Here is a 15,770-nt window from a genome sequence, read left to right as displayed (position 1 = left end):
CGGTCGTTGAAATTGTGGAAAGCTTGATACGCATGGTGCGTGAACACATCGATACAATCGACTCGCTTCTTGCCCGGTATGTCGCCGGGACTCTTCCGACCCCGGCGCGGGTCCTCGTAGAAGCACATCTGGAATTGAAGGCGGACAACCGGCGCAAGATTGCGAATCTGGAAGCCATGGCCGGACTTGAGCTGATGGACGTCGAGCCAGCTGCGCTCGACAATCGCGATGCGATGCTGGCTGCAGTGCTTGGCTCCCCTGCACCGGCGCCCGTTACCGGGATGCGCGGCGGCGAAGAGCGGATCTTCCCCAAGGCGCTTTATGATTTCGTCGGCTTTGATGCGGATGATGTGCCGTGGCGTACCAAGATGCCAGGGTTCAAGGAATATGAGCTTGGCGACATCGAAGGCTGCCATGTCAACCTGTTCTGGATCAAGCCCGGCCGGACGGTACCTGCCCATACCCACGAAGGCTGCGAGTTGTCGCTGGTATTGGACGGCGCGTTCAGCGATGGGCGCGGGCATTACGGCCGCGGCGATATCTCGGTGGCCGATGATTCGGTCGACCACCGCCCGAGCGCCGACAGCGGCCGTCCGTGCATCGGCTTCGCGGTGATGGATGCGCCCTTGAAACTGACCGGGTCGTTCCGGCAGCTGATCGGCGACCTCATCGGCTGAGCCGCTGACACTTCTGAATTTGAACCAATAGGCCGTCTGGAACGTATCATGTTCCAGACGGCCTTTTTGATTGGAGATACGCATGACCAGTTTTACCGCCAAACCCGCAGACGGAGCAGCCTGGGTAACCGGCGCCTCAAGCGGCATCGGAAAGGCGTTGGCGCTGGATCTGGCGCGCGAGGGATACACGGTCTTTGTCACGGCGCGCAGCGAAGATGCGTTGTCCGAGCTCGCGGACCGGTCTGCCGATCTCAAGGGCCGGATTGTTGCGGCACCCGGCGATGTGACCAACACTAAGACGATGGCCGAGATCGCGGGGCGCGTTGATGCCGAAGGCAATGGCCTGGCACTGGCGGTGTTCAATGCCGGGGTGTATCTGCCGGTTCACGGCGAAACGCTCAAGGTTGCAGATTTCGACAAGACTTTCGCAGTCAATCTGTCCGGCGTGGTCAATGGGTTGGTGCCGGCGATCGAGCGAATGAAATCCCGCGGCCGCGGCCAGATCGCCATCGTTTCCTCGGTCACCGGCTATGGCGGTTTGCCGACAAGTGCGGCCTATGGCGCCACCAAGGCGGCGCTGATCAATATGGCCGAAAGCCTGAAATTCGATCTCGACAAGTTCGGCGTGCGCATCCAGGTGATCAATCCGGGCTTTGTCGATACGCCGGCCACGGAAGACAATGCGTTCGAGATGCCGGCGCTGCAGCAGCCCGAGCAGGCGGCCGATCGCATCGCCAAGGGGCTCAAGTCAGGTGCATTCGAGATCACGTTTCCGCGCCGCTTCACCTATGTCCTCAAGGCGCTGCAGTTTCTGCCCTATCCCGCCTACTTCTGGCTGATGAATGCGGCTACCGGTTGGAAGAAACGGCCACTGGAGACCGGCTGACCTGTCGGCTCACGCTGTTTCAATCCGGCTGCGCAGCGACTTCTGCGCGGCTTCGTCAAGCGGGAAATTCCACATGATGGCAATGCTGATCAGCTTTGCGGCAATCGGCACCCAGGCATAGGCAATGGCCAGGGCCGTCAATCCCTGCGTCGAGCCTGATTCAGTGCCGGGATCGAAGCCGAACATGGCGAGGGCCGGGAACACGATCCCGACGCCGCCGGCAAGCGAGAGCTTGGTTGCGAGGCTCCAGACGGCGAAATAGGTGCCCGAACGCTGCTCGCCGGAGGAGGCAGTATCAACATCGATGACGTCCGCCTGGATTGCCGGCGGCAGCGAGAGATCGAAGCCGAGAAGCAGGCCGGTCAGGGCGCAGATTGCTGCAAAAGCCACAAACGCTCCCTCGGGCAAGAGCGGTGCCGGCGCAAAGGCGACGCAAGCAGCCAGCATGGCATAGCACCAGGCGCGGTGCTTGCCGACGCGCCGGGCCGCCCATGCGGCAAGCGGCACACCGGCGATGGCACAGAGGAAATAGAGAAACAGAAGCGGTCCCCGCGCCTCGGGCAAACCGAGCCGTGCCGAGACGAAATAGAGAAACAGGGTGGCCGGTATGCCGTTGGCCAGCCCGTTGAGAAAAAACGCCACGATGAGGCGGACGAAGGGCCGGTTGCCGACCAGATGCTTCAAACCGGCCTTCAGGTCGACACGCATGCGCGAATGCTCGACCGGCTCAGGCGTCGCGAGAGTGGCTGTTGCACCGAACAGCGGAAGTGCAATGAGGATGGCCAGCCCCAACACCGCCAGACCATGCAGGCCGCTTGCCTGCTCGAAGCCGATGGCAAAGGGCAGGGCGATGGCAACCAGGGTTCCCACCAGGGTCAGGCCCTCGCGCCAGGCGGTGATGCGGGAGCGGCCGTGGTAATCGGTGGCCAACTCGGCGCCCCAGGCTGAAAACGGAATCAGCGCGGCGGTGTAGCCGAGCGACAGCAACAGGCCCCAGCCCGCCAGCCACGGCACGCCGGCGTTGACTGGCGGCCAGAACAGCATGAAGGCTGAGATTGCCGTCGACGGCAGACTGATGGCAAACAGCGTGCGGCGGCGGCCGAAGCGGGGACGGAACCGGTCGGCGGCCCAACCGATCAGCGGATCGTTGACCGCGTCGAAGATCCGCACCAACAAAAGGGCGAAACCGACCGAGGCGAGCGAGAGCCCCAGGGTCTCGGTGTAGAAGGTCGGCACCAGCACATAAAGCGGCAGTGTGAGCGCAGCCAGGGGAATGGCCGGCAAAGCATAGGCAGCAATGCGCAAAAGGGCGAGGGGCGAGGCTTTCGGGCGCTCGCGCTCTTCAGACGCAAGATCGGGGGTGAGGTCAGAAGCTGTCGCCAAAACGTAAACCCGGTGGTTGGCCAAAACCCCGGCACCGGCATGGTTACGGGTTCAGCTGCAGTCCTGACTACGCGTAGAGGCTGCATTTGGTTCACCCCGCCGGAGCCAGCTTCAGCGGGATGAGCTCACAAAACCGGCTGATCAGCCGTAGACCACTTGGCGGACATTGATGTGTCCGGAGCGGAACCCGGCTTCGCAGTAATGCATGTAGAATTCCCACAGCCGCTTGAAGCGCTGGTCGAAGCCCATTGGCTGGATCTCCTCCCAGGCGTCCCAGAAGCGCTGCCGCCATTCGGCCAGCGTGCGGGCGTAATCGGGGCCAAAGGCTCGGTGTCCGAGCATGTCGAGGCCTGCCGTTTCGCCCAGCGTCTTGAGATGGTTTTCGGTCGGCAGCATGCCGCCGGGGAACACGTAGCGCTGGATGAAATCCGGATTGGCACGGTAGGCCTCGTAGGCGTCCGGCTTGATGGTGATGATCTGCAGCCCGGCCCTGCCACCGGGTTTGAGGCACTGGCGAACCTTGGAGAAATAGATCGGCCAGTATTTCTCGCCCACAGCCTCGAACATCTCGATCGAGACAATTCCGTCATACTGGCCGGTTTCGTCACGGTAATCCTGGAAACGCAGTTCCACGTTGTCCGACAGACCTGCCTTTTCAATGCGCTGGCGGGCAAAGGCCAGCTGTTCGCGGGAAATGGTCAGCCCTGTGACGTGGCAGCCGATCTCGCGTGCGGCGAACTCGGCAAAGCCGCCCCAGCCGCAACCGATCTCCAGAACGCGGTCGCCCGCCTTCAGGCCGGCGGCCTGCGCCAAAGCGCGGTACTTGGCGGTCTGCGCGCTGGTTAGGTCATTGGCGCCGTCGGCATAGAGCGCCGCCGAATAGGTCATCGTCTCATCAAGCCATTTCGAGTAGAACGTGTTGCCAAGATCGTAATGGGCCGAGATGTTCTTTTTGGCCTGGCTGCGTGAATTGGACCGCAGCCAGTGGCGCACCAATTCGACAAGCCGGGCGATGCCGCGTGCGCCGCCGGCCAGCGTGTCGCCGACCTCGACATTGACCAGGAACAACTCGAGAAAGGCCGTCACATCCGGGCTCTCCCAATCGCCATCGATGTAGGATTCGGCCACGCCGATGGTTCCGCCGGTCAGCGCACGATGTGCCAGGTTCCAGTTGTGCAGGATCAGGCAGGCATCGGGCCCCTCGGCACGTCCTTCGATCATCACGGTGCGGCCGTCGGGCATGCGAATCGACAGCCGGCCATGCCCCATGTGCAGAAGCCCGCGCAATGCCATCTTGGCCTTGGCCGGGAGCCCGCGCAGATAGGTCGAGAGGTTGTCCGTCGACAATTTTTCTATGGATTGATGTTCGTTCCAGGTGGCTTCAGACTTCATGAACGCAGCCTCCTCCGACTCGCCAACAACTCATCCGTCACGGTCTCGCCACCTGACGTTCGAACTCTCCCTGATCGCGAAAACTCGCACTGGGAGGCGGCGCCGGGCGCGGCACGTATCGCATCCCCTTGAGCCACAATTTCAGCGCCTCGTAGTGGATGCCGCCGACAATCTTCCACGTCAGCAGCGGAATCTGCAAGAGCAAGCTCAACACTGTCGCGGTCGTCAGGGCTCGCCTGTTGCCATTATACGTCGCTGCCAGCAGCGGGCCCGTCGGGTCGGTTTCGAGGATACGCCATTTCAGGTTTTCTCCGGGAAGGTTCATCCGGAAATTGTAGCGGGCCTGCATTTTGACGAAGGGCGAGACGTAGAATATCTTGGAGCGGCTCTGGCGGATGCCGGCCGGCGTGACGTCACCCTCTTCGACCCTGCAGACGTAGGTGTGGTTTTCGCCAAAGGTGTTGCGCACCTCGTAGACGAGCGCCAGCGGCTCGCCAGCGTCGTCATAGGCGTAGTAGACCGAGAGCGGGTTGAAGACGCGGCCGAAGATGCGCGGATAACAGGCAAGTTCGATACGCGCGGCGGGCAGGTCAAGCCCCGCTTGCTCCAGCAAGGTGTCAATATGCGCGCGCAGCGACGGCTGCGATGCACCGCGCAGATGATCGGCTTCGTGAAACGACATCACATTGCGGCCATTGACCGAAAACAGCGGTGACAGCCGGTCGGCCTCGTCGAGGCGGTCGAGATCGATCAGCATGGAGTAGACCCGGTAGCGGAACCTGTGACCGACCGGTTTCATGCGCTGATGCATGACATCACCTACGTAAAGGCAGGCCGGTGGGGGCGTAGCTGCGTGGTCCATTGCCGGGTCATCGTGGGACACTTCCGTGGTCATGCGGCCACTTCCGTGATTTGGGCCGTGCCGGTGCGCCACGGCAGAACCGCGCCTAGGGCTTCGGCGGCGAGGATGCCCGAGGTCAGGCCATCCTCGTGGAAGCCGTAGCCGGTCCATGCACCGGCGAAATAGGTGTTGTTGTGACCCTGGATCCGCCGTAGCTGCGCCTGGACCTCCATCGCATCGGTGCCGAATTGCGGGTGGTCGTAGCTGTATTCGCCAAAGACCAGTTTCGGATCCGGTTCGCGGTCCGGGTTCAGGGTGACAAACAGCGGCTTGGCAGGGTCGATGCCCTGCAGCCGGTTCATCCAGTAGGAGACCGCGACATTGGCGTCGCTGCTCTGGCTGGACGACCGCAGGTAGTTCCACGATGCCCAGACCTTCCTGCGCGTCGGCATCAGTCTTTTGTCGCGATGTAGAACGACGCGGTTGGGACTGTAGGGAATTGCACGAAGGATCGACTGTTCCTCGTCGGTCGGCCGGTCGAGCATGCGTAGCGCCTGATCGGTGTGGCAGGCGATGATGACCCGGTCATAGGTTTCGGTGGTTCCGGTGGTGTCGAGGATGTCAACACCATCGGCGCTGCGGCGGACAGAGACCACACCGGCATCGAGCCTCACCCGGTCGCCCAACGGCTCGAGCAGCTTCCTGTGGTAGTTGCGGCTGCCACCGGTCACGGTGCGCCAGGTCGGCCGCTCGTGATGGATGAGGCGATGATTTTCGAAGAAATTGACAAAGTAGGTCGCCGGGAACTCCATCATCTTCTTGGCCGGCGTCGACCAGATGGCAGCGGCCATCGGCACCAGGTAGTTGTTCATGAAGCCCGGTGAGAATCCGCGCCAGTTGAGATAGTCGCCGATCGATCGGGCAGCCAGGTGGCCCCGGGCGCGGTCCTGCAGGCAGAGCTTGTTGAAGCGCAGGATCTCGCGCAGCATCAGCAGGAAGGACGGACGCAGCAGATTGCGTTTCTGGGCAAACAGTGTCCAGAGATTGTCGCCGCTCCATTCCATCTTGCCGTGGTCAAGCGACAGGGCAAAGCTCATGTCGCTGTCATGGGTCTGCACGCCGAGATGGGCGAACAACGCCGTCAGATTCGGATAGTTCAGCTCGTTGTAGACGATGAATCCGGTGTCGACGGACAGAGGCGTGCCGTCATAGTCGATGTCGACCGTGGCGGTGTGGCCGCCGGCCCGTTTCTCCGCCTCGTAGAGCGTGACGTCGTGCAGATCACGCAAGGCCCAGGCGGCCGAGGCACCGGAAATGCCGGAACCGATGACAGCCACTTTCAGACGGTGTGGCCCGGGCTTGACTGGAAAGGCCTTCAGATGGACGTTCATGCGGCTTCCTTGATCTCTTGATAGGCAGCCAGAGCGCGGTCGCGCGCCAGCTGATGGTCGACAATCGGGTGAGGGTAGGTGTCGCCCAGGCGCACACCTGCAGCGTCAAGCACCTTGCCGGGAGCGTCCCACGGCTTGTGTATGTACTTGTTCGGGATCCCGGCCAGCTCGGGCACGAAGCGGCGAACATAGTCGCCGTCGGAATCGAATTTCAGGCCCTGAAGCACCGGGTTGAAGATCCTGAAGTAGGGCGCGGCGTCGGCGCCTGAGCCGGCAACCCACTGCCAGCTTGCGGCATTGGACGCCGGGTCTGCGTCAACGAGCGTGTCCCAGAACCAGTCCTCGCCAGTGCGCCAGTCGATCAGCAGATGCTTGGTGAGAAAGGAAGCCACAATCATGCGGACACGATTATGCAGCCAGCCAGTCTGCCAGAGCTGGCGCATGCCCGCATCGACAATCGGGTAGCCGGTCAGGCCTTTTTGCCAAGCTGTCAGAGCTTTTGAATTATCGCGCCATGGGAACGCATCAAACTTCGGATTGTGATTCTTTTCAGCGAGCGAGGGCTCGTTGCACAGAAGATGCCAGGCGAATTCACGCCAGCCGACTTCCTTGCGGAACTTGCTGCGGTCATCAGGGGCCGCATCATTTTCCGTGGTCTTGAGTGCCTCGAGGATCTGCGCCGGGGTGATCTCGCCGCTGGCAAGATGCGGGGACAGGCCGGAGGTGGCATCAACGCCCGGAATGTCGCGGCGGTCGGCATAGCCCTGCATACGTTCTTCGAGAAAGTCGGCAAGGCGCTCGTGGGCGCCGGTTTCACCGGGTGTCCATGTATCGTTCAGCCCCCCAGACCAGTCAGGCGTTGTGGGGAGCAGGTCCCAATCGTCGAGCGATTCCGTCGTGAGGTCTGAAGCGCAATCCAGAAAAATCAACTGCTCGGGCGCATCAAGCGGCGGGCGGTTTTCAATGTCGGGTTCGAGCGCCCGCCAGAATGGGCTGTAGACCTTGTAGTAACTGCCGGATCCGGCGCGCAGTTTCTTTGGCTCGTGCAACAGCTGTCCGGCGAAACTTTCCACAATAAGGCCTTGGGCCTGAAGAGCGGTCTTGAGATTCGAATCAGCCTCGAGGTGCTGAGGATCGTAGCGCCTGTTCCAGTAGACTGCGGATGCGCCGGTGGACTTGACCAGCTCGGGGATCAGATCGGTGGGGTCACCGCTAAGCAGGATCAGTGGCGCACCAAGCCGTCCCAGATCATTCGAAAGGCTGGCCAAGGACTTGTGCAGCCACCAGTTCCGGGCACCGCCGAGAGCACGTGCCTTGCCCCCGGTTTGCCGGATATAGACCGGCACAACCGCGCTGTGCTGACAGGCGGCGACCAGAGCCTCATTGTCCGCGGTCCGCAAATCGTTGCGGAACCAGACAATGGCCGGAGCCTGAAAAAGGGAGGTGTGGTGTTCCATGCGATGTATTTTTTCCGTATTGGCGAAAGTCGCCGAGGCTTTTGAATGTCTCTTACGGAACTACGTAAGGGACGGATCAAAAGTTTCACGAAAAAATGCTGTTGCTGCACGGAGTTGCGGAAAACTCGCCAGGCAACAAAAAAGACCGCGATCCCTGTCGGGATGCGGTCTTTTGAAATTTGGCTCCCCGGGCCGGATTCGAACCAGCGACCGATCGATTAACAGTCGATTGCTCTACCACTGAGCTACCGGGGATCACCGCGTTAAGCAGCGTGGGGGGCCTATAACAAATGCCTCTCTCATTTGCCAAGCTGTTTTTGAAGAAAATGTGTCGATCTTGCCAAGAAGCTTCGTAAACCCCATCTCTCGGGAACCTACGAAGGGGCAAACCGGCCCCCGCAACCGCCAAAGGCAAGCCGCCGACCATGTCCCGAAACCGTTTATTCAGCTTTCACGCCGGCCGTGGCGAGATCCGGATCGGATCGCGCTTGTTCCGGCTGCCGCAGAGCCCATCTCTGCGAATCGCGCTTGGCCTTGGCCTGATTGCGGGTGGGGCGCTGGGTTTTCTGCCGATTCTGGGGTTCTGGATGCTGCCGCTGGGACTTCTGGTCTTGTCCATGGATCTCACATCCGTGCGCCGCTGGCGCCGGTCATTCGTGCTGCGGATGGAACGGCGCAAGGGCGAAAGGCCCGGCCGAAAGGGCAGGATGAAGTGAGACAAATCGGTAGGAAGATGGATTGGAGGCCTCGCCCGGAATCGAACCGGGGTGCAAGGATTTGCAGTCCTCTGCGTAACCACTCCGCCACGAGGCCTCGCGCCGATCAATGACCGGACGGCTGGCAAATAGACGGAGAATCGAAGCGGCGCAAGGGGCATCTTGATCGCCGGGGCAGCTTTCTGGCCAAGTTGCCGGTTGAAAAGCCGGAATTCGACCGCGCGGGACGTGGTGCTGCTTGAATCTCGCGGTGCAGCGCTTTATTGGAAGCGGAAGAACAGATGCATCGGAGAGACCTAATGGGCACCGACTACCAAGCAGCGCGCCAGAAGATGGTGGACAGCCAGCTCCGGACCACGGATGTGAATTCGCATTCGGTGTTGAAGGCGTTCCTGACGGTTGCGCGCGAGGATTTCGTTCCGACACCGCTCAAGCCGCTGGCCTATATCGACACCGATCTCCAGGTCTCCACCGGTGGTGAAGACGGCGTCGGCCGATATGTCATGGAACCTTCTCCATTGGCCAAAATGTTGCAGCTGGCGCAAATCACCCGCGACCATGTGGTGCTCGAGATCGGTTGCGGTTCGGGTTACACCGCGGCGCTGCTTTCCCTGCTTGCGGGCTCGGTGGTCGCCGTGGAGAGCGATTCGGCGTTGGTCGAATCCGCCAGTCAGACTCTGAGCGACGGTGGCTACGACAATGTGGCCGTGGTCACGGGCGAGCTGGAAAAGGGGTACGCAGCGGAAGGCCCCTATGACCTCATATTCCTCAACGGCGCTGTTGAAACTGTGCCGGCGGCTTTGTTCGATCAGTTGCGCGATGGCGGGCGGCTTGTCGCACCCGTTGGCCTTGGTCTGGCTGCGCAGGCGCATCTCTTCGTCAAGGACGGTGGCGCAGTCTCGAGCCGTCCGGCTTTCAACGTTGCCGTCAAGCCTCTTCCAGGTTTCCGCAAGGTCGAAGAGTTCGTCTTCTGAGCCGCGCAAAACCCAGCAATTCCGCCTTGATGCGGCGTGTCGCACTGTTGCCTGATGGCAACTTGAGGGGGATAAGTTCGCAATTGTGATCCACGCGCGATTGCGTCGGAGTGCTCCAACCATCATATGTTGATCAAACATCATGATGGTGTCCTGCTCTTGTTCGCGGTCACCGCGATTGCGCATGCTGGAGTATGTACTCGTGTCCCTTTTCAAGAAATCGCTCGCTTCCATTGCCGTCATTTCACTGATGGCGGCGGCGGTGCAGCCGGCCTCGGCTGAAACGATCTACCAGGCCATGGCCAAGGCCTATGAGAACAACCCGGATTTGAACGCGGCACGGGCGGGTTTGCGGGCTACAGACGAAGGGGTGGCGCTAGCCAAATCCGGCTACAGGCCCAAGATTGGAGCAGAAGCTACAGCTTCGGTCGTCAACACCGAGGGACGGGTAAACAAGTCTGCCAGCGTCGGGGTTTCGATCACACAGACGCTGTTTGACGGGTTTCAGACGCGAAACAACGTGCGGGCCGCCGAAGCGCAGGTCTTTGCCGGGCGGGAAAACCTTCGCGGCACCGAGATCGACATCCTTCTGGCCACCGTCCAGGCCTATGCCAATGTCAATCGCGACAACCAGATCGTCGTTTATCGCAAGCAGAACATCGCCTTCCTTCAGGAGCAGTTTTCTGCAGCGCGCGCACGTTTCGATGTAGGTGAAAGCACCCGCACCGATGTGAGCCTTGCCGAAGCCGAGCTCGCCGGCGCAAGGGCCAGCCTGACTGCCGCGATTGCACAGGCCAAATCGAGTGCTGCGGTCTATGCGCAGATCGTGGGCACCACTCCGAAGAGCCTCAAGCCTGTACCGTTGCCGCGCAAGCTGCTTCCCGGGTCACTGGCGCTTGCGGTTGCGCAGGGCACCAAGGAGCACCCTGCGGTTCTGGCAGCGTTGTATGGTGTTGATGCGGCGAGCTACAATGTCAAATCACAGGAAGGTTCCTTTCTCCCGGGTGTCACGGTCTCCGGCTCGGTTGCCGAAGCCGATGGCGGGATTACCACCAGCCAGATCCAGGCCAAGGTCACCGTTCCTCTCTACCAGGGCGGCGCTGCTTCGGCCCGCGTTCGCCAGGCCAAGGAACAGCTCGGCCAGCAGCGCATTCTGGTGGATTCCGCGCGCCGTTCAATCGAACAATCGGTGGTCTCTTCGTGGACCCAGATGGAAGCCGCCATTGCGACCATCCAGGCTAACAGGGCCCAGCTTTCCGCCGCTAATCTCGCCCTGAACGGCGTTGTGGAAGAGCGGCGTGTCGGGCAGCGGACCACGCTTGACGTGCTCAATGCCCAGCAATCGGTGCTCAATGCCAAGGAAGCCATTTCGCAGTCGGAGCGTAACGCGATCGTTGCAAGCTTTTCGGTCCTTGCATCCACCGGCAAGCTGACCGTCGATCGTCTCGGCCTGCATGTCGCCAACTACCGGCCGGAAGTGCACTACGAGGCGACCAAGGACCGCTGGTTCGGCCTGCGCACCGTCGACGGCCGCTGAAACCTGGGTACGGCTTCGCAAGGGCGGTGTTCTGCCCTGTCGCGAATTCCTGTGCATGACTGGAGAAGCGTGCAAACGCCTGATTCTCAAATTCAAACCGATACCCTAGACTGGGCAGGTGATTCGCCGGTTGGCATCAGCTTGGCGACGAGAGTAACGGAGCGTAATCATGGGACAGGCCGGCGCGCAGCGCGAACCGTCAATGGAAGAAATTCTGGCTTCCATCCGCAGGATCATTGAAAACAACGAACCTGGGGCTGACGCGCATCCGGTCGCGGGCAGTGCCGAAGCATTTTCCCGGCAGGACGCCGGCGACGAATCCCTTGACGAGGGATATGCCGACCAGGACACGGAAAACCAACGATCCGCAGCCAATGACGCTCCGGTTGCGCAGCCCGTTTCGCTCGCAGATGTTGCGGCGCGCGCACGGGCGATGCCGGATGCGCATACGCATACGCAGCATGATATGTCACCCCAGCCGGTCAGCCATTCCCGGGCTTCCGTCCAGAGCCAGAATGATGCAGCAACACAGTCGGCCGATCCGGAACCTGACTTCATCGACGCGGCTGCGGAAAGGCTGCGTGAGGCGCTGACATCGGAAGAGCCGGTGCAGGCAGCGGCGCCGCGTGTGGTGGCTGAAGCGCCGCAGGACGTGCAATCTGTGGAAGCGCAGCCTGCGAAGGCAGCGCCAGCCGAAGAAAAACCTGCAGTTGCCGCTGATACGCATGCGTCAGGCTCGGGGCAGCCCGTGCAGCCCGAGCAAAATCAGCAGCCTGAACCCGAACAGGCCCCGGAAGCTGATCGCAATGCCGGCGGGCAGCTGGTCTCCCTGCAGACCGGCGAGAAAGTCGCCGCCGCCTTCGGAGAGCTCGATGCGGCCATTGCTGCGGGTCAGCGACGCTCCTTCGACGAGATCGCCGAGGAGATGTTGCGGCCGATGTTGACCCAATGGCTGGATGACAATCTGCCGACGCTGGTCGAACGGCTTGTGCGTGAGGAAATCGAGCGCGTATCTCGCGGAAACCGCCGCTAGTCTGCGCCGGGATAGCGGACCGGGCACTAAAGCTCGGCCTCACCGCATGACTGCCCGGACCTGTGTTTTGTAGATTGATGTCACCGTGACCCTGAGCCGCCCGCGGGGCGGGCGCGGGGCTCATCCCGTTGCTTGACGCCTGCGCGGTCAAAAATGCGCCAGGGTCTGTCCGCCGGTGCCACATGATGTGGGAAGATGCCATGTTTTGCGGCTAGCTGCGGCATGTCCACCGGCTGCGGCCGGTTCGCCGCAGCTTGTGTTGACTCCAGCAACTGCTTCCGGTTTATCACAGTCCCATCACATCAGATGCAAACGGTCCCCCGATCATGCTCGAAAAAACCTATGACGCAGTGGCTGTAGAGCCCAAAATCGTGACACGCTGGGCCGAGGCGAATGCCTTTGCCGCCGGTGCTGGCGCACAGCCGGAACAGGACGCGTTCTGCATCGTGATCCCACCGCCGAACGTCACCGGTTCGCTGCATATGGGCCACGCGCTCAACAACACATTGCAGGATATTCTGGTGCGCTATCACCGGATGCTCGGGCAGAACGTTCTGTGGCAGCCGGGCATGGACCATGCCGGCATTGCCACCCAGATGGTGGTCGAGCGGCAGCTTGCCGAACGCCAGATCCATCGCCGGGAGATCGGTCGCGAGGCATTCGTCGACAAGATCTGGGAGTGGAAAGACGAATCCGGCGGCATGATATTCAACCAGCTCAAGCGGCTTGGTGCTTCCTGCGACTGGTCGCGTGAACGCTTCACCATGGACGAGGGGCTGTCGCGCGCGGTGCTGGAAGTCTTTGTCAGCCTCTACAAGGAGGGGTTGATCTACAAGGACAAGCGTCTGGTTAACTGGGACCCGAAACTGCTGACGGCGATTTCCGATCTCGAGGTCGAGCAGGTCGAAGTGCAGGGCAATTTGTGGCACTTCCGCTATCCGTTGGCCGATGGCGTCACCTATGAGCACCCGGTCTCCTATGACGAGGAAACCGGCAGCCACACCTATGAGACACGGGATTACATCATCGTCGCCACCACACGGCCGGAGACGATGCTCGGGGATACGGGGGTTGCCGTCAATCCCGAGGATGCCCGCTACCGGGACCTGATCGGCAAATCCGTCGTGCTGCCGCTGGTCGGGCGGCGGATCAAGATTGTCGGCGATGATTACGCCGACGAGACCGCCGGATCGGGCGCGGTGAAGATCACGCCCGCGCATGACTTCAACGATTTCGAGGTTGGCAAGCGCCACCACCTCAAGGCCATCAACATCCTGACCGTCGATGGCCGTATCGAGCTCAAGGACAACGAGGATTTCCTCGAAGGCCTGACCGTCAAGGGCAAGCTGATCGAGGTGATCGAAGAGCTTGATGGCATGGACCGCTTTGCAGCACGCAAGGAGGTGGTCGCCAAGATGGACGAACTGGGGCTTCTCGACCACATCGAGCCGCACACCCACATGGTGCCGCATGGCGACCGCGGCGGCGTGCCGATCGAGCCGTTCCTGACCGACCAGTGGTATGTCAATGCCGCCGAGATGGCCAAGCCGGCGATCGAAAGCGTGCGCGAGGGCCGCACCAATTTCGTGCCGAAGAACTGGGAAAAGACCTATTTCGAATGGATGGAAAACATCCAGCCCTGGTGCATCTCACGGCAATTGTGGTGGGGGCACCAGATCCCGGCCTGGTATGGCCCGGACGGGCAGGTATTTGTAGAAAAGGACGAGGAGACGGCGCTCGATGCGGCGATCCAGCATTACATCGCCCATGAAGGTCCGTGGAAAGCCTGGGTCGAGGAAAAGCTGGAGAACTTCAAGCCGGGCGAGATCCTGACCCGCGACGAGGATGTGCTCGACACCTGGTTCTCGTCAGCGCTCTGGCCGTTCTCCACGCTCGGCTGGCCTGACAAGACACCCGAACTTGCCCGCTACTACCAGACCGATGTGCTGGTAACCGGCTTCGACATTATCTTCTTCTGGGTGGCCCGGATGATGATGATGGGGCTGCACTTCATGGATGAGGAGCCGTTCCACACTGTCTATGTCCACGCGCTGGTGCGCGACAAGGACGGCGCCAAGATGTCCAAGTCCAAGGGCAATGTCATCGATCCACTGGAGCTTATCGACGAGTACGGCGCCGATGCGCTGCGGTTCACGCTGGCGATCATGGCGGCCCAGGGCCGCGATGTGAAACTCGATCCGGCGCGGATCGCCGGTTACCGCAATTTCGGTACCAAGCTTTGGAACGCGGCGCGATTTGCCGACATGAACGGTGCGGTGCTGGACCCGGCATTCGACCCGTCGACGGCCAAGCTGACGATCAACCGCTGGATCCTCACCGAGCTCACCCGCACCGCCAACGAGGTAAAGTCCGCGATTGAGGCCTACAAGTTCAACGAGGCGTCGAGTGCGCTTTACCGATTTGTCTGGAACCAGGTCTGCGACTGGTATCTGGAACTGCTCAAGCCGGTGTTCAACGGCGAGGATGAAGCCGCCAAGGTGGAGGCCCGCGCCTGTGCTGCTCACGTGCTCAGCGAAGCGGTCAAGCTGCTGCATCCGTTCATGCCGTTCATGACGGAAGAACTGTGGGAACACCTGGCGGGAGCCGGGGCGGGGCTTGCCTGCCATGCAGCGTGGCCACAGCCGGTGCTTGATGACGAGGCAGCCGCGGCCGAAATCAACTGGCTGATCGACCTGGTTTCGGGGCTGCGTTCCGTACGGGCGGAAATGAATGTACCGCCTTCGGCAAAGGCGGCGCTGGTGATGGTGGGCACGAACGCCACAACCGAGGAAAGACTGGTCCGCCACGATTCTGCAATCAAGCGGCTGGCAAGGGTCACCGAAATCGTGCGGGAAAGCGCCGTGCCGGCCGGATCGGCGCAGATTGTTGTCGGTGAGGCGACAGCCTGCCTGCCGCTGGGCGACCTTATTGACCTGGCTGCGGAAAAGGCCCGTCTGGAGAAGGCAAGGGCGAAGGTTGCCGATGATCTCGACAAGATCGAACGGAAACTTGCGAACGAGAAATTCGTGGCCAATGCCAAGCCGGAGATTGTCGAAGCCGAACGTGAAAAGCTGGTCGACCTGTCGGGACAGAAGGACAAGCTCACCGCTGCGATCGACAGGCTGGTCCAGGCCGGGTGATTTAATCCCGGTCTGAATATGCTGGCTGGGCGGTCCGGAGACGGGCCGCCCTTTCTGTTTAAAGGCGCAAGGCTCGGCTTCTCGAGCCGTCTGGTCGAAAACAAAGCAATTGTGGCTGAATTGCAACAATTTTGCGGCATAGAGGCAATAACTCCCCATTTTTGGCCGTCTCGTGCTCACTGCAACGTGATTTTGGGATGTTGCCAGCCGCAAAACGGGAAATTCAGCGAGTTCTTGCATCCAACGCCGGCGCGGCTGCGCTGGGGCCAAATTTGTGACGGTTTACAAACACGCCGATACCTTACCTAATATAATCTTCGTAAGCTTTTGCGTCCGGGAGGGA

At 61.2% G+C, this 15,770-nt stretch carries 12 protein-coding genes and 2 tRNA genes; 7 read left to right on the top strand and 7 right to left on the bottom strand.

The annotated features are described in order from the left end of the window. The first annotated feature begins 32 nt into the window (after window positions 1–32). A complete protein-coding gene (locus CRO46_RS00665) occupies window positions 33–677 on the top strand; it encodes a ChrR family anti-sigma-E factor (RefSeq protein ID WP_097106360.1) in 645 nt (214 codons plus the stop codon). An 82-nt stretch (window positions 678–759) separates the two neighbouring features. After that, a complete protein-coding gene (locus CRO46_RS00660; RefSeq protein ID WP_097104021.1) occupies window positions 760–1,563 on the top strand; it encodes an SDR family NAD(P)-dependent oxidoreductase in 804 nt (267 codons plus the stop codon). 9 nt (window positions 1,564–1,572) lie between these two features. On the opposite strand, the gene CRO46_RS00655 is transcribed toward CRO46_RS00660, so the two are convergent. The 6 genes from CRO46_RS00655 to CRO46_RS00630 form a co-directional block, all read right to left on the bottom strand. Next, window positions 1,573–2,946, bottom strand: coding sequence for an MFS transporter (locus CRO46_RS00655; RefSeq protein WP_097106359.1), 1,374 nt, complete (start codon window positions 2,944–2,946; stop codon window positions 1,573–1,575). Window positions 2,947–3,087: 141 nt separating this feature from the next. Beyond that, complete coding sequence (locus CRO46_RS00650; RefSeq protein ID WP_097104019.1) at window positions 3,088–4,338, bottom strand: SAM-dependent methyltransferase; 1,251 nt, start codon at window positions 4,336–4,338, stop codon at window positions 3,088–3,090. 37 nt (window positions 4,339–4,375) lie between these two features. Then, window positions 4,376–5,233 (bottom strand): DUF1365 domain-containing protein, encoded by an 858-nt coding sequence (locus CRO46_RS00645; RefSeq protein ID WP_097104017.1) that lies wholly within the window; start codon window positions 5,231–5,233, stop codon window positions 4,376–4,378. After that, on the bottom strand, window positions 5,230–6,570 hold the full coding sequence (locus CRO46_RS00640; protein ID WP_097104015.1) for an NAD(P)/FAD-dependent oxidoreductase: 1,341 nt from the start codon (window positions 6,568–6,570) through the stop codon (window positions 5,230–5,232). The genes CRO46_RS00645 and CRO46_RS00640 overlap by 4 nt, the downstream gene beginning before the upstream one ends. Further along, window positions 6,567–8,027, bottom strand: coding sequence for a cryptochrome/photolyase family protein (locus CRO46_RS00635; RefSeq protein WP_097104012.1), 1,461 nt, complete (start codon window positions 8,025–8,027; stop codon window positions 6,567–6,569). The genes CRO46_RS00640 and CRO46_RS00635 overlap by 4 nt, the downstream gene beginning before the upstream one ends. A 180-nt stretch (window positions 8,028–8,207) precedes the next feature. Then, window positions 8,208–8,282, bottom strand: a tRNA-Asn gene (locus CRO46_RS00630). Window positions 8,283–8,452: 170 nt separating this feature from the next. Between CRO46_RS00630 and CRO46_RS00625 the strand changes: the two genes are divergently transcribed. Beyond that, window positions 8,453–8,743 carry a hypothetical protein gene (locus CRO46_RS00625; protein ID WP_097104010.1) on the top strand — a complete coding sequence of 97 codons (291 nt, stop codon included), beginning with the start codon at window positions 8,453–8,455 and terminating at the stop codon, window positions 8,741–8,743. 23 nt (window positions 8,744–8,766) lie between these two features. Here the strand turns inward: CRO46_RS00625 and CRO46_RS00620 are convergent. Further along, a tRNA-Cys gene (locus CRO46_RS00620) sits at window positions 8,767–8,840 on the bottom strand. A 202-nt stretch (window positions 8,841–9,042) separates the two neighbouring features. On the opposite strand from CRO46_RS00620, the gene CRO46_RS00615 reads away from it, so the two are divergent. The 4 genes from CRO46_RS00615 to CRO46_RS00600 all read left to right on the top strand — a co-directional run bounded on the left by CRO46_RS00615 (window position 9,043) and on the right by CRO46_RS00600 (window position 15,427). Beyond that, entirely contained in the window at window positions 9,043–9,717 is a 675-nt protein-coding gene (locus CRO46_RS00615; protein WP_097104008.1) for a protein-L-isoaspartate O-methyltransferase family protein, read from the top strand. A gap of 202 nt (window positions 9,718–9,919) precedes the next feature. Then, on the top strand, window positions 9,920–11,254 hold the full coding sequence (locus tag CRO46_RS00610; protein ID WP_280176255.1) for a TolC family outer membrane protein: 1,335 nt from the start codon (window positions 9,920–9,922) through the stop codon (window positions 11,252–11,254). A 169-nt stretch (window positions 11,255–11,423) separates the two neighbouring features. Then, entirely contained in the window at window positions 11,424–12,287 is an 864-nt protein-coding gene (locus CRO46_RS00605; protein WP_097104005.1) for a DUF2497 domain-containing protein, read from the top strand. Window positions 12,288–12,613: 326 nt separating this feature from the next. Next, on the top strand, window positions 12,614–15,427 hold the full coding sequence (locus CRO46_RS00600) for a valine--tRNA ligase (RefSeq protein WP_097104003.1): 2,814 nt from the start codon (window positions 12,614–12,616) through the stop codon (window positions 15,425–15,427). Window positions 15,428–15,770 lie beyond the last annotated feature (343 nt).

Origin of the sequence: Parahoeflea halophila (genome assembly GCF_900220985.1) — a bacterium.
Taxonomy (GTDB): Bacteria; Pseudomonadota; Alphaproteobacteria; order Rhizobiales; family Rhizobiaceae; genus Hoeflea; species Hoeflea halophila.
The sequence above is the reverse complement of the archived record's forward strand: the minus strand, read 5'-3'. Positions and strand labels throughout refer to the sequence as shown.

Coding starts and splice junctions, on each gene's coding strand:
- CRO46_RS00635 (WP_097104012.1), bottom strand. CDS start 8,027: ATGGAACACCACACCTCCCTTTTTCAGGCTCCGGCCATTGTCTGGTTC.
- CRO46_RS00665 (WP_097106360.1), top strand. CDS start 33: ATGGTGCGTGAACACATCGATACAATCGACTCGCTTCTTGCCCGGTAT.
- CRO46_RS00640 (WP_097104015.1), bottom strand. CDS start 6,570: ATGAACGTCCATCTGAAGGCCTTTCCAGTCAAGCCCGGGCCACACCGT.
- CRO46_RS00600 (WP_097104003.1), top strand. CDS start 12,614: ATGCTCGAAAAAACCTATGACGCAGTGGCTGTAGAGCCCAAAATCGTG.
- CRO46_RS00660 (WP_097104021.1), top strand. CDS start 760: ATGACCAGTTTTACCGCCAAACCCGCAGACGGAGCAGCCTGGGTAACC.
- CRO46_RS00605 (WP_097104005.1), top strand. CDS start 11,424: ATGGGACAGGCCGGCGCGCAGCGCGAACCGTCAATGGAAGAAATTCTG.
- CRO46_RS00625 (WP_097104010.1), top strand. CDS start 8,453: ATGTCCCGAAACCGTTTATTCAGCTTTCACGCCGGCCGTGGCGAGATC.
- CRO46_RS00650 (WP_097104019.1), bottom strand. CDS start 4,338: ATGAAGTCTGAAGCCACCTGGAACGAACATCAATCCATAGAAAAATTG.
- CRO46_RS00615 (WP_097104008.1), top strand. CDS start 9,043: ATGGGCACCGACTACCAAGCAGCGCGCCAGAAGATGGTGGACAGCCAG.
- CRO46_RS00645 (WP_097104017.1), bottom strand. CDS start 5,233: ATGACCACGGAAGTGTCCCACGATGACCCGGCAATGGACCACGCAGCT.